Source organism: Mycolicibacter engbaekii (genome assembly GCF_002101585.1).
GTDB lineage: Bacteria > Actinomycetota > Actinomycetes > Mycobacteriales > Mycobacteriaceae > Mycobacterium > Mycobacterium engbaekii.
Map to the genome: position 1 here is coordinate 132143 of NZ_LQOT01000016.1, position 13004 is coordinate 145146.

Annotated in this window: 16 protein-coding genes and 1 pseudogene; 5 read left to right on the forward strand and 12 right to left on the reverse strand. The window is 68.2% G+C overall.

Features of this window, described 5'->3' with window-relative positions; all coding sequences use genetic code 11:
* Positions 1 to 48 precede the first annotated feature (48 nt).
* Genes AWC02_RS03995 through AWC02_RS04015 form a run of 5 tightly spaced genes read right to left on the reverse strand, consistent with a single transcriptional unit; the run spans position 49 to position 4478 of the window.
* Complete coding sequence (locus tag AWC02_RS03995) at positions 49 to 696, reverse strand: TetR/AcrR family transcriptional regulator (RefSeq protein ID WP_085127399.1); 648 nt, start codon at positions 694 to 696, stop codon at positions 49 to 51.
* A 9-nt stretch (positions 697 to 705) separates the two neighbouring features.
* Positions 706 to 1953 carry a DNA recombination protein RmuC gene (locus AWC02_RS04000; RefSeq protein WP_085127401.1) on the reverse strand — a complete coding sequence of 416 codons (1248 nt, stop codon included), beginning with the start codon at positions 1951 to 1953 and terminating at the stop codon, positions 706 to 708.
* Positions 1954 to 2006: 53 nt separating this feature from the next.
* On the reverse strand, positions 2007 to 3545 hold the full coding sequence (locus AWC02_RS04005; RefSeq protein ID WP_207567988.1) for a class I adenylate-forming enzyme family protein: 1539 nt from the start codon (positions 3543 to 3545) through the stop codon (positions 2007 to 2009).
* Positions 3546 to 3555: 10 nt separating this feature from the next.
* The gene (locus AWC02_RS04010; protein WP_085127403.1) at positions 3556 to 4005 is read right to left on the reverse strand and encodes a hypothetical protein; all 450 of its coding nucleotides are present in this window, start codon (positions 4003 to 4005) and stop codon (positions 3556 to 3558) included.
* Between the two features lie 44 nt (positions 4006 to 4049).
* Positions 4050 to 4478: a VOC family protein gene (locus AWC02_RS04015; RefSeq protein ID WP_085127405.1), complete on the reverse strand. Its 429-nt coding sequence runs from the start codon at positions 4476 to 4478 to the stop codon at positions 4050 to 4052.
* Between the two features lie 190 nt (positions 4479 to 4668).
* Between AWC02_RS04015 and AWC02_RS04020 the strand changes: the two genes are divergently transcribed.
* On the forward strand, positions 4669 to 4974 hold the full coding sequence (locus tag AWC02_RS04020; RefSeq protein ID WP_085127407.1) for a CDGP domain-containing protein: 306 nt from the start codon (positions 4669 to 4671) through the stop codon (positions 4972 to 4974).
* A gap of 6 nt (positions 4975 to 4980) precedes the next feature.
* Here the strand turns inward: AWC02_RS04020 and AWC02_RS04025 are convergent, their stop codons facing one another.
* From AWC02_RS04025 to AWC02_RS04055, 7 genes are all read right to left on the reverse strand, one after another.
* Positions 4981 to 5382, reverse strand: a complete 402-nt coding sequence (locus AWC02_RS04025; protein WP_237160316.1) for a flavodoxin family protein — start codon at positions 5380 to 5382, stop codon at positions 4981 to 4983.
* 50 nt (positions 5383 to 5432) lie between these two features.
* The gene (locus AWC02_RS04030) at positions 5433 to 5894 is read right to left on the reverse strand and encodes a tetratricopeptide repeat protein (RefSeq protein ID WP_109560856.1); all 462 of its coding nucleotides are present in this window, start codon (positions 5892 to 5894) and stop codon (positions 5433 to 5435) included.
* 5 nt (positions 5895 to 5899) lie between these two features.
* A complete protein-coding gene (dapB, locus tag AWC02_RS04035; RefSeq protein ID WP_085127411.1) occupies positions 5900 to 6637 on the reverse strand; it encodes a 4-hydroxy-tetrahydrodipicolinate reductase in 738 nt (245 codons plus the stop codon).
* 50 nt (positions 6638 to 6687) lie between these two features.
* The gene (locus AWC02_RS04040; protein WP_085127413.1) at positions 6688 to 7704 is read right to left on the reverse strand and encodes an alpha/beta hydrolase; all 1017 of its coding nucleotides are present in this window, start codon (positions 7702 to 7704) and stop codon (positions 6688 to 6690) included.
* 76 nt (positions 7705 to 7780) lie between these two features.
* Positions 7781 to 8857, reverse strand: coding sequence for a PDR/VanB family oxidoreductase (locus AWC02_RS04045; protein WP_085127478.1), 1077 nt, complete (start codon positions 8855 to 8857; stop codon positions 7781 to 7783).
* A gap of 1 nt (position 8858) precedes the next feature.
* Complete coding sequence (locus tag AWC02_RS04050; protein ID WP_085127476.1) at positions 8859 to 9809, reverse strand: alpha/beta fold hydrolase; 951 nt, start codon at positions 9807 to 9809, stop codon at positions 8859 to 8861.
* Between the two features lie 32 nt (positions 9810 to 9841).
* The gene (locus AWC02_RS04055) at positions 9842 to 10756 is read right to left on the reverse strand and encodes a metal-dependent hydrolase (RefSeq protein WP_085127415.1); all 915 of its coding nucleotides are present in this window, start codon (positions 10754 to 10756) and stop codon (positions 9842 to 9844) included.
* A gap of 277 nt (positions 10757 to 11033) precedes the next feature.
* Between AWC02_RS04055 and AWC02_RS04060 the strand changes: the two genes are divergently transcribed.
* From AWC02_RS04060 to AWC02_RS04075, 4 genes and pseudogenes are all read left to right on the forward strand, one after another.
* A complete protein-coding gene (locus AWC02_RS04060) occupies positions 11034 to 11333 on the forward strand; it encodes a PE family protein (RefSeq protein ID WP_085127417.1) in 300 nt (99 codons plus the stop codon).
* 18 nt (positions 11334 to 11351) lie between these two features.
* Positions 11352 to 12518, forward strand: a complete 1167-nt coding sequence (locus AWC02_RS04065; protein WP_165757835.1) for a PPE family protein — start codon at positions 11352 to 11354, stop codon at positions 12516 to 12518.
* 45 nt (positions 12519 to 12563) lie between these two features.
* The gene (locus AWC02_RS04070; RefSeq protein WP_085127421.1) at positions 12564 to 12863 is read left to right on the forward strand and encodes a WXG100 family type VII secretion target; all 300 of its coding nucleotides are present in this window, start codon (positions 12564 to 12566) and stop codon (positions 12861 to 12863) included.
* 22 nt (positions 12864 to 12885) lie between these two features.
* Positions 12886 to 13004: pseudogene (locus tag AWC02_RS04075) on the forward strand (type VII secretion protein EsxI); the annotation flags it as partial.

Here is a 13004-nt window from a genome sequence, read left to right on the forward strand (position 1 = left end):
TCCCCGTTCTTCCGTTCGCGCCAGCAATGACATTAGATGAATCCGATCTCAGGTTCGATTGGTGGATGTGCGGAATTGCAGGGCGTTCGCCCACAGCCGGGTCACGGTGGCGACCAGGGCCTCGAAATCGGCGCCCGCGCCCTCGGCGCCGTCTTCACCCACGAATGTGGCGTAGGCCAGCCGACTGACCATCCCCGACAGCGCCCGCGAGGCCAGCAGCGGATCGACGTCGGCGCCGGCGATCCCCCGCGCCTGCAGATCGGCGATTCCGGCGGCGTTGCGCGCAATGAACGCATCGGCCCGCCGCGCCCGGAAGGCGCGAAACTTCGGGTCGATCTGCGCCACCTGCTCGAGCAGCCCCATCAGCTGGGCATTGCGCCGATAGGCCTCCAAGTAGGCGCGATTGCTGGCCTCCAACACGGCGTAGGGGTCATCGGAATCGCTCACCCGGCCCATGCCGGGGTGCATCATGTCCTGCTGCGTCTGCTCGAGGACCGCCGCGAAGATCTCCTCTTTGTTGGCGAAGTAGGTGTAGAACGACCCCGTCGCGCAACCGGCGGCCTTGGTGATGTCGATCAGCTTGGCGTCGAGGTAGCCGTCGCGCTCGAAGACCTTGCGGGCCGCGGCGACCAGCGCCGCCCGGGTCCGGGCCCCGCGCACCGTCGCCGGTAGCTGGCGTGCCGGAACGGGATCCACCCGGGCAGATTAACTGAATTCGATGTCAACTTCACTGAGTTCGTCGGGGCTTGTTCCGAAATCCCCCAGCATCGCCTCGGCCTCCGGGTCGGGTAGCGACTCCACCCCGCGCAGCTTGCGTTCGATGGCGCGGGTGCGAATCCCCGCCGAGTCGATGGTGTTGCGGGCGGTGTCGAGCTGCTTGCGCGTCTTCTCCAGGACCGCGGCGAACTTTCCGAACTCGGTCTTGACCGCTCCGAGGACCTGCCACACCTCGCTGCTGCGCTGCTCGATCGCCAGGGTGCGAAAGCCCATCCGCAGGCTGTTGAGCAGCGCGGCCAACGTCGTCGGCCCGGCCAGGGTGACTTTGTACTTGGACTGGATGCGCTCGAACAGCCCCGGTTGACGCAGCACCTCGGCATACAGACTCTCGGTGGCCAGGAACAGGATGGCGAAATCCGTGGTGTGCGGCGGCTCCAGGTACTTGTCGCAGATGTCGCCGGCCTCGGCTTCGATCCGCCGGACCAGCGCCTGGCGGGCGGCGGCCTCCCCGGCGGAGTCGGCGTGCTCCTGCGCTTCGAGCAGGCGCTCGAAGTCCTCCCGCGGAAACTTGGCGTCGATGGGCAACAGCACCTCACCGGCACCGGCGGCACCGGGCAACCGGATGGCGAACTCCACGCGGGCGTTTGAGCCCGGAACGGTGTTGACATTGGTGGCGTACTGCTCGGGCGTGAGAGTTTCGGCCAACAGCGCGGCCAACTGCGTCTCCCCGAAGATGCCCCGGGTCTTGACGTTGGTCAGGACCCGCTTGAGATCGCCGACGCCGGTGGCCAGGGTCTGCATCTCACCCAATCCGCGCTGCACCGCCTCCAGCCGCTCCGAGATCTGGGTGAAGGACTGCGCCAGGCGAGTCTCCAGAGTGGCCTGCAGCTTCTCGTCCACCGTGGCGCGCATCTTCTCCAGCTGCGCGGTGTTCTCGGCCTGCAGGCTCCGCAGCTGCCGGTCCAGGGTGGCGCCCAGTTTGTCCTGGGTGCCCTGCAGACTCGCCCCGAAGCGGTGCAGCGTCAGCTGCCACTGGTGGAACGCCTGGGCGAGTTCGGCCCGGCCCGCATGCTGCTCTTCGCGCAGCGTGCGCTCCACGCGTTCACTGTCGCCGCGCAGCGCGGCGAGCTGTTCGGGCGTGATCGCCCCGCCTCCCGGGCGCACGAGCACCACCACCTGCAGGATGACCGCCAGCAGCGCCAGGGAGGTGAGGAGGATCAGCAGTGCTGTGTCCATGCCGGAACGCTAGCGCGGGCCACCGACAACTCCGGGCCGCGCGGGTTCGGCGGTTACCGCAGGGGTGGTCCCCACCGCACCTGCTCGCGCAGCTGCGCCTTGAGCAGTTTGCCGCTGGCCGTGCGCGGCAGGGGCTCACTGACCACCGTGACGTATTGCGGCACCTTGAAGTCGGCCAGCTGGCCGCGGCAGTAGTCGAGCACCGCCGCCACGTCGATTCGGCCCTGGTCCCCGAGCAGCACCGCGCCGACCTTCTCCCCCATCACCTCGTCGGGCACCGCGAGCACGCAGGCGTCGGCCACGCCGGGCGCAGACAGCAGTGCGGCTTCCACCTCGACGCTGGAGACGTTCTCCCCGCCGCGGTTGATGATGTCTTTGAGCCGGTCGATGATGTGCACGCGGCCGGCGTCGTCCACCCGCACCACATCGCCGGTGTGCAGCCACCCATCGACGATCGTGGCGGCGGTGGCGTCGGGCCGGTTCCAGTAGCCGCGCATCACATTCGCACCGCGCACCACCAGTTCACCGGTGACGGTATCGCTGGAATCGTTCAGGGGGATCACGCCGATATCCCCGGAGGGGACGGCGTAGCCGACCGAATCCGCGTGCGCCACTGCGTCGAAGTCTGGCAGCACCGTCATCAGCGATGCCGTCTCGGTCATGCCGTAGCCGTTGAACACCGTTGCCGCAGTGAACGCATCGCGCAGCGACCGCACCAGCGCCGGCGCCGTCGGCGCGCCCCCGTACCCGACCCACCGCACCCCACTCACGTCGGCCGCCGCGAAGTCGGGGTTGCGCAACAGCAGGGCATAGATCGCGGGCACGGTCACCATGGACGAGATTCGTTGCTCGCCAAGTGTTGCGATCAACTCCGGAAGGTTCAGCGCCGGCATGATGACCGCCGCCCCGCCGGTGTAGGCGGCGACCAGCAGTTGAGAGTTGCAACCGGTCACGTGAAACAGCGGCACGGAGATCAGGGTGCGAAACTCCTCGCCCAGCGCCCGGGACTGACCCAGGACACGCACCATGTTCTCGGCGTTGGTCAAAAAGGCTTCGTGGGTGGTGGGCACGCCTTTGGGGCTGCCGGTGGTTCCGGAGGTGTAGAACAGCGCCGCGGTGTCGGCCGCCTCGAGCCCGTCGACCACGTACGGCTGTCCATCGGGCAAAGCGGCGCCGGGCGCGAGATCGACCCGGACGCCGGCGTCGGCGAGCACGAAGTCGACTTCCGGCGCAGCCGAACGGGTGTTGACGGCCACCGGTATTCCGCCGGCCATCAGCGTTCCCCAGAATGCCAGCACCCAGTCCAGTCCCGCCGGGTAACGCAACGCGACCCGGTCACCACGGTTGAGCCCGTCGGCCCGCAGCCCGCCGGCCACCCGCGTGGCCCGCTGCCACAACTGCCGGTAGGTCAGCCGGCCGCCCCCGAGCTCGACGACGGCCTCGCTGTCCGGTCGCTGCTCGGCCTGCTCGGCCAGCACTTCGACCAACGAGGTGGGCAGCCGCTCGTAGTGCGCGACACCGTTGCGGTCATGGACCACTCCGGTCGTCGGAAAAGGATTGTGCCGCCGCGGGATTCCGATGATCCCGATCATGGACAGTCCGTCATCGCCGCCGCAGCCGGATGTGCACCACCGCCCGCAAGGTCCCGCGCACCGCATAGATCGCCGACACGACGCACGCGATGACCAGCACGATGAACATCGGCAGCCAGTTGCCGCGGTCGTGGTTGACGTGCCACCAGACGTAAGCGAACAGCACCGAGGAGACGAACAGAACCACGTCGCGCCAGTTGCCCTGATAGGAGAACGCCGCGGCTCGCAGCGCCCGCGTCTGGTCGGACGCGGCGACCAGATCATCGATGCGCTCGCCGATGACGCGCTGCATCTCCGCGCGGCGCTGAGCGTCCTCCCGCGGGATCCGGTCGAGCAGGTCCAGGTCTTGCTTGATCAGGCTGCGCATATCCGGGCCCCTGAGCTGCCCGGCCGCCGCTGTCAGCAGGGCGCCGCCGAAAACCGGCGCCGCGCCAAGCGCCGTACTCAGCAGTGAGGGCATGGTCGCACCGTTCCTTTCCGTGACTTCCCGGCCACCCTACGACCTCACGCCAGAATTACCGTGCCATCGGGCGCGATCCGCCAGCCGGGATTGTGGGCGATCTCCCAGATCAGCCCGTTGGGATCTTGAACGTGCGCGTGGAAGACGCCGCCGAACCGGCCGGCCTGCGGCGGCTTGAGCACCACAGCGCCCGCCTCGGCCATGGCATCGGTCAGTGCCGTCACCGCCTCGGGACTGCCGACGTTGTGCGCCACCGTCACGCCGCCGACCCGGGCGTGATCGCCGGCGAGCATGAGGTCTTCGTTGAACTTCTCGGCCGCGAAGAAGCCCAGCACCTGTCCGGGCGCCGACTGGTAGAAGACGATCTCCCCTTCGACGTCGAGCAGCGGGTCCCAGCCCAGCGCAGCGTAGAAACGCCGGGTCGCGTGCAGGTCGGTTGCCGCAACGGTGACGAAATGCACCCTCTGTTCCATCCGGCCAGCCTAGAGCGGCCGGCGTGGCTCAACTCTTGAACGGCGACACCGCGCTGGTCGGGTTGCCTGCGCAGGTCATGGATCAGCACTGTCGCGATGGGACGAGTGACTGCTCCGGCATACTGCGACCAACACCGCCAGGGTGCGGCTAGTCTGCTCGACAGCACGACGTGACGAGAAGGGGTCGACAGTGAAGCGCTACCTCAGCGGAGGTTTGGCCACCGCGCTGGCTGCCGCCGGGCTGACAGCCGGTTGGCTGATCGCCTCGGCGCCGCCGGCTCAGGCAGGGTGTCAGGACAACCCGCTGCTGTTCTTCTCCACCGCCCAGAAGTGCGACGGCCCGATCCAGCCCGACGGCAGCTGGCAGCGCTGCGTCATCTACTACTACGAGCCGCCGAAATCACCGCCATCGCAGCAGGATTGCCACTCGATGGGACCGGGCCGGGATTATCCGTTCCACTCGTTCTACGAGCCGGTGACCCACATCGACCCGTAGCGGGGCTCACTGCATCAACGTCGCGGCCACCGTCGCGCCCAGTTCCCAACACGCCTCCAGCTCAGGCTTTCCCGGCTTTCCCGACACCACGACCGAGTCGGCCGCTTTGACCCATCCTAGTCCCGTCGTGATGGCGTCGACAGCCCGTTCGGCGCCCTCGGTTCCTTCGTTGCCGTGCAGGTACAGGCCGTACGGCCGACCGCGGGTCGAGTCCAGGATCGGGTAGTAGCAGACGTCGAAGGCGTGCTTGAGCGCGCCGCTGATGTAGCCGAGGTTGGCGGGGCTGCCCAGCAGGTAGCCGTCGGCGGCCAGCATGTCGGTGGGCGACACCTCCAGCGCGGCGCGGCGCACCACCTGCACGCCCTCGATCTCCGGGTCAGTGGCCCCGGCCAGCACCGCTTCGAACATGGCCTGACAGTGTGGCGACGGCGTGTGGTGCACCAGCAGGAGCGTCTTGCTCACCGCTTCTCCTGCATGGCGACCGCGGTCTTCATCGCCTCCCGGGCGCGACGCCGGTCCCCGGCGAACTCGTAGGCCCGGGCCAGCCGGTACCAGCGCCGCCAATTGTCGGGGTCGGCGTCGAGTTCGGCGCGCACCGTGTGGAACAGAGCGTCGGCGGCCTCTCGTTCGAAGCGCCCCGAGGGCCGGCGTGGCAGAACGCTGGGGTCCAGATCCATGCCGTCCTCGGCGATCAGCCGGGACAGTCGCTGGACGGCGAATCCGTCGCGCAGGGTGGCGACCATCGCCCACAGCCCCAGCACCGGCATGATCAGCAGCGCCAACCCGAGTCCGATCGCTGTCTTGGAATCGGAGGTGATCAGCAACACCGCGATCCGGCCCAGGAACACCAGATACATCAGCAGCGCCACGCACATGAACGCGACGAGCACCTTCACCCGGGTGGCCGGCGACACCTTCATCCCAACTACTTCAGGTCGAGCAGGGGCTCGATGCCGATGGTGAGTCCGGGGAACTCAGCGATCCGGCGTACCGCCAGCAGCACCCCGGGAACGAACGAGGTCCGGTCGATGCTGTCGTGCCGGATGGTCAGCGTCTCGCCCAGGGTGCCGAACAGGACTTCCTGATGGGCGACCAGCCCGGCCAGCCGGACCGAGTGCACCGGCACGCCGTCGACGTCTGCGCCGCGGGCTCCGGGCAGGCCGGTGCTGGTGGCGTCGGGGTTGGGCGGCAGACCTTTTCGGGCCTGCGCGATCAGCTGAGCCGTGCGGGTCGCGGTGCCCGACGGCGCATCGGCCTTCTGCGGGTGGTGCAGTTCGATGACCTCCACCGACTCGAAGAATTTCGCGGCCTGGGCCGCGAAATGCATCGACAGCACCGCACCGATGGCGAAATTCGGGGCGATCAGTACCGCGGACCCGGGCTTGGCGGCCAGCCAGGAGCGGACCTGACCGAGCCGCTCCTCGGTGAACCCGGTGGTGCCGACTACGGCATGAATACCGTTGTCAATCAAGAACTTCAGGTTGTCCATCACCACATCGGGATGGGTGAAGTCGATCACCACCTCGGTGCCGCCATCGGTCAACAGGCTCAGTGGATCACCGGCGTCGACCTCGGCGGACAGGGTCAGATCTTCGGCGGCTTCCACCGCCGCCACCATGGTGGCGCCGACTTTGCCCCTGGCGCCCAGCACTGCTACCCGCATGGCTGCCACCCTAGTGGTGATCGCAAGCGCGGCGAAGCCGGCAGCCGACTTCAGGACACCTCTCGGCGGGGCTGCCCGGACTCGCCGGCGTCTGCCAGCCGTTCGGCCACGAAACTGACCATCAGGGCGAACGCGGCCCGGCTGTCGGGCAGAAAGGGGAACAGCGCCGGGAAGGCGTGCAGCTCGCGGGCCCACACCTCAAGACGGCTGGACCGGCCCGCCCGCAGCAGTGCGTCGTGCAGCCGCTCGGCGTCGCACCGCAGGATCTCCGACTCGGCCGCGATCAACAGCGCCGGGGGCATGGTCTGCAGCGGACCGTTGATCGGGGACAGCTCGTGCCGCAGGGTCGGCGAGGGACACACCAGATCGATGATGTCGGGCAGCACCGCCGGGATTCCGAACGCGTCTGCGGTTCGGTTCGAATGCGTGCTGCGAGCGATGCCGTCCAGTTCCAGCAGCGCCGAGATCCCGATCACCCCGGCCGCGGCGGGCAAGCCGCGCTGTTGGCTGCTCAGCGCGGTCGCAAAAGCCAGGAAACCGCCGGCGGAGTCACCGGCGAGCACTGTCTTGGCGGGGTCGGCGCCCATGTCGAGCAGCCACCGGTAAGCGCTGACGCAGTCGTCCACCGACCCGTCGACGGTCGCCTCGGGGTACTGCCGGTAGTCGACGTGCACCACCGGCAGCCCGGTCCGCCGGGCGAGCTTGACCGCCACATGCAGGTGGGTGTCCAAGCCGCCGGTGACGAACCCGCCACCGTGGAAATACAAGATCGCGCCGCCGCCGAATGCCTCATCGAGCGGCCGGGCGCGATCGATGCGCCGCACCACCTCGACGGGGACACCGGCCGCGGCAGCACGGGTGAATCCCACCCGGAAGAACGGGCGGACCCGCTGCAACCGGGCCAAGGTGTTGATTCGGCGCCCCATCGTGGGGGTCCGCTCGGCAAGCGCGCCGCTGCCGCCGTGCAGCACCAGGCGGCGCACCAGCCGCGGCGTGATGGCGTTGGCGACCGCATAGATGAGCTTCGCGGCAAAACTGGCGGGGTGAACGGGACCTGCCTCAGGCATCCGCGCAGTCTAGAGGGATGTCTGCCGAGGCGCGCGGTGAACGTGTCAAAGCGCGCCGCCGGCTCACGCGTAGGGCTCACGCGTCGATGACGATCCGTCCCCCGAGGGACCGCGAAACGCAGACCAGCATCTCGTCGTCGCCCTCTGCGGTGCGTCCACGCCGGTCGACATCGCCGGCGATCACCCTGACCTTGCAGGTGCCGCAGAATCCCTGCCGGCAGGAGCAGGCGGTTGTCGGGTCGGCGTCGAGCATCACCTCCAGCGCCGAGCGGTCTGCGGGGATCGTCAGCACCCGGCGGGACCGGGCCAGCTCCAACTCGAACGGCGCCCCATCGACCACCGGCGGTGGGCTGAATCGCTCGTAATGCAGCGGTGCGTCGGCGTGGCTGTTGCGTGTGACCCGCACCGCCTCGAGCATCGCGCTGGGTCCGCAGACGTACACCGAGGTCTGCGGACCGGCGCCGGCCAGCAGCTCGTCGGTGCTGGCGACGCGTCCGTGCTCGTCGTCGGCCCATACGGTGACCCGCTCAGGATCGACCGCCAGCACCTCGTCGAGAAACGGCATGTCGGCCCGGCTGCGGCCGGCATAGACCGCGCGCCAGTCGGTTCCGCGGTGGGCGGCCTCGCGCAGCATCGGCAGCATCGGGGTCACCCCGATCCCGCCGATGACGAAGATCACATCGCTTTCGCCGGTGCCCAGGTAGAAAGCGTTGCGCGGGCCCTCGAACAGCAACGTGTCGCCCTCGGCGTAAGCCTGGTGCATCTCGACCGAGCCGCCGCCTCCGTCGTCGAGCCGGCGGACCGCGATCCGGTAATCGGTGCGGCGCCCCGGGGGGCCGCACAAGGAGTACTGCCGGCGGCGGCCGGACGGCAGCTGCACGTCGATATGACCCCCCGGCGTCCAGTGCGGCAACAGTCCGCCGTCGGGGTCGGCCAGGGTGAGGGCAACCACGTCGCTGGTCACCATCTCCCGCTTGGTGACCACGGCCGTGATGGTCCGTGACACCGGCGCCACCTGGGCCGGCTTCCAGCGTGACAGGGATGTCGCCCCGCTGAGCAGCGTGATCCCGGCCCACAGCGCGTTGAACACCCGATCGTGCTTCCGGCGGCCGTAAAGGTCGGCGGGCCGTGACTCCCAGATCTGCGGTGCCATCTCAGGCGTGCCGGGCATCATCACCGGACGCGGCCGCATCGCCGGCCACGCTGCCCGCAATCCACTCATCGGTGAGCCGGGCGATCACGTCGGGACGATCGATCACCACCCAGTGGCCGCCGTCGATGTCGAGCACCCGGTGCACCGCCGGGATGGATCCGGTGAAACGTTGCAGGGCAGGGCTGACGAACACGTCCAGGCGGGGCGCGAGTACCTGGACCGCGACATCGGTGACGGGCAACGGCGCCGCCGGCTTCAGAAACGGTCCCGGCATGTTCGCGCGGTACAGGTTCAGCCCGTTGACATAGTCGTTTTCGCCACGGGGCATGGCAGGCTGCGGGTTGCCGGAGCGACCGATGCGGTCCAGCCAACCCAGGACCCGCACACCCAGCCCGGAGCGGAAAGCCGCCTCGGGGACGCGGGGGGTCAAAAACAGCCAGATGTAGCTCGACTCCAGCAGCTGCCGGAATACGTCGGCCAGGGTGCGCAGGTTGCGCGCCGAGCGCAGGAACCGTCCGGCGTAGTCCAGGTGCGGACCCGAAATCGACGTGTAGGAGCCGACTTTGGCAGCGACGGTCGGGTCGGTGACAGCGGCCCACCCCTGGATGGAACCCCAGTCATGGCCCAGTAAGTGGACCTGGTCGATACCGTGGCTGCCCAGGTGCTCGATCACCGCCGCGACGTCGTCGACCAGCTGCGGGAAGCGGTAGGCGGACTTCTCCCCCGGCGACGACGACTCCCCCGCGCCGCGTACGTCATAGGCGACGACGTTGTAGCGGCCCGGATACTGCTCGATGAGCTCGCGTGCCACCCCGTCCCAGACGTGGTGATTGTCCGGGTAGCCGTGGATCGCCAGGATGGTCGCCCGCTGCGGGTCCAAGTCGGTGTAGGCGTGCACTGCCAGCCTGACTCCATCGGGTGACGTCACAGTGGTCGTGCTCGGGTTGGTCATCGACTGCACTCCTCGTGGTTCGCGCGCTGCGGTCAGTGTGTGGCGCGGGCGGCAGGTGATACGGCCAGATAGTTCACGGCTTTCTCCACCCCACCGAGTTGGGCGGGGTGGAAACCCGGACGGTAGTAGGAGGCGATGGCCGGCAGGAACTCCCACGGCGAGGGCACCAGCCCGCGGCGCGCCGCGGCGAACCAATCCCGCCAACGCGGCCTGGTCCCGGGCGGCAACAGCGGGTCGGCCTTGTACATGTAGCGCAGGCCGCGCACCCACATCATCAGCATCAGCGGCGTGACGGCAAGTTGGGTGCGGACCTGACGCAGGAATCCGGCCCGCAGGTGCTTCATCACGTCGAAGGCAACCGCCTTGTGTTCGACCTCTTCGGCGCCGTGCCAGCGCAACATGTCCAGCATCACCGGGTGCGTCCCGATCGCATCGAGTGCGGGGCTGTCGAGAATCCACTCGCCGAGAATGGCCGTGTAGTGCTCCACTGCGGCCACCAGAGCGACCCGCTCCAGCAACCAGCGCTGCTGGCGGCGCTCACTCCAGTGCGGCCGATCCCCGAGCAGCTTGCCGAACAGCCAAGCCATCTGGGCGGTGAACGGTGCCATGTCGACGCCGCGGGCCGCCAAGTGGTCCACGACCGCGGCGTGCGCCTGAGAGTGGGTGGCCTCCTGGCCGATGAAGCCCTGCACGTCCAGCCGAAGCTGATCGTCCTTGATCAGTGGCAGCGCCTGTTTGAACACTTCGACGAAGAACTCCTCGCCGGCAGGCAGTAACAGGTGCAGCACATCGCAGAAGTGGGTGACGAACGGCTCGCCGGGCACGTAGTGCACAGGCAGCTCCGACCAGTCGAATCCGACGTCACGCGCCTGAAGCACGATGCGTTCGTGGTCCAGCCCTGCACCGGGGGCGTGCGGACCCGCTGCGGTGTCGTCAACGCTGAGCATCCAGACCTCCCTCTTGGACAAATATACGGTGAATGTCAAGTAAAAGGCGGCCGGCGCGCACCCGGACCGAGCGAGCCGTCGACGTTCCGGGCCGCTGCGGGCGTCTCTGTTACGCGCTGATTACCAAGTGAGCGCACCGTTACGACGCGGTTACATTGTCGGGCCCCCCGTTTAAAAAGCTGTTAACCAGCTTGAATTCCAAGGCTCCTGCCAGGAAACGTCACAGGTCGTCACCAGCCGACCGTTCCGGGGCGGCCGAATAACGAGGAGAAGCTCAGTGACTTTTGTCACCGCACAAACCGAGGAACTCAGGACAGCAGCCGACAGCCTCAGCGCTGCGGGCCTCGCGCTCGCAGCCCAGAACGCGGCGGCTCAAGTCCCGACGACCGGCGTGGTTCCCCCGTCAGCCGACGAGGTTTCGGCAACGACCGCCGCACGCTTTGCCGCGCAGGCGCTGATGTACCAGCAGATCAGCTCGCAGGCCACGGCAATTCACGAGATGTTCGTGGCAACGCTTGTCGCCAGCAGCGACTCGTATGCCGCTGCCGAAGCCGCCAACGCGCTCGCAGCCGGTTGACGGTAGGAGGCAATGGCAATGGATTTCGCGATGCTCCCGCCGGAGATCAATTCCGGACGTATGTACGCCGGCCCGGGCGCCGGGTCCCTGTTGGCTGCCGCGGCGGCCTGGGATGAACTGGCTGCCGAGCTGCACACCACCGCAGCCAACTACCAGTCGGTGATCTCCGGCCTGACCAGCGGTGCCTGGCAGGGCGTCTCCTCGATACGCATGGCTGCGGCGGCCGCGCCGTACATCACGTGGCTCAGCGCCACCGGCGCACAGGCCGAGCAGACCGGCGCGCAGGCCAAGGCCGCGGCCACTGCACACGCGACCGCGTTCGCGATGACGGTGCCGCCTGCTGTCATCGCGGCCAACAGGGCACAGCTGGCCGCGCTGGTGGCGACCAACTTCTTCGGTCAGAACACCCCGGCGATCGCGGCCACCGAAGCCCAGTACGCCGAGATGTGGGCACAGGACGCCACCGCGATGTTCAGCTACGCGGCGGCCGCCGAGCTCGCTTCGCAGGTGGCGCCGTTCGCCCCGCCCCCGCAGACCGCCAATCCGGGCGGGATGGCGGCGCAGGAAGCTGCGGCTGCCCAGGGGCTTGGCCAAGGTGCAGCGCAAGCCGCGGTCAACGGGGCGATGGAGGCGTTGCCGGGCGCGGCACAATCGGCCATTCCCCCGGTTATCGGCGACATTCTCGCCGATCTCGGGGCCTTGGGCGTCACTCCGGTGGGAACTGCCCTGACGGTGGCCATCATCGCCGCCTTCATACCCGAGTACCTCATTGCGGGCGCCGCGCTTCCGTCGCCGTTCGGCTTGGGAGATGCGTCGCCGATGTCCATCGCGGCAGGTGTACCTCTCGGTCTGGCCCCAACATTGGCGGCACCTGCGTCGGCCGGCCTGGCCTCGGCCACGTCGGCCTCGGTCGGCAGCGCGCAATCGGTGAGCGGGCTGTCGGTTCCCAAAGCCTGGGCGACCGCGGCGCCCGAGATGCGCCTGGCGGCAGCCGAGGTCGAAGCCGCCAACGTGGTTGCCGCCGAGGGTGTGGGCGGCGGAATGTTCGGCGGGATGCCGCTGTTCGGCGGGGCGCCGCTGATGGCGATGGGCGGGCGCGGCGCCAACTCGCAATACCGCGAAAACAAGTCTGTCGAGGAGGCAAAGCGAAAGGCCGTCAAGGGACGGCGTTCCACGATGTGGTGAGCCGAACCCGGCTGCACCGATTTTCACCTTGAGGAGAGCAAATACATGACTACACGTTTTATGACCGACCCGGACGCGATGCGTGCGATGGCCGGCCGGTTCGATGTGCACGCGCAGACCGTTGAGGACGAGGCGCGCCGGATGTGGGCGTCTTCGACCAACATCTCCGGTGCCGGCTGGGGTGGTCTGGCCGAGCGGACGTCGATGGACACCATGGGTCAGATGCAGACCGCGTTCCGCAACATCGTGACCATGTTGCACAGCGTGCGCGACGGCTTGATCCGCGACGCCAACCACTACGAGCAGCAGGAAGCTGCGTCGCAGCAGATCCTGTCGGGCAGCTAGAGCAAGAGGGAGATTCACGCAGATGTCGATTAACTACCAGTTCGGTGATATCAATGCCCACGGTGCCTTGATTCGTGCCCAGGCGGCGTCGTTGGAGGCCGAGCATCAGGCGATCGTGCACGACGTGCTGGCTGCCGGGGA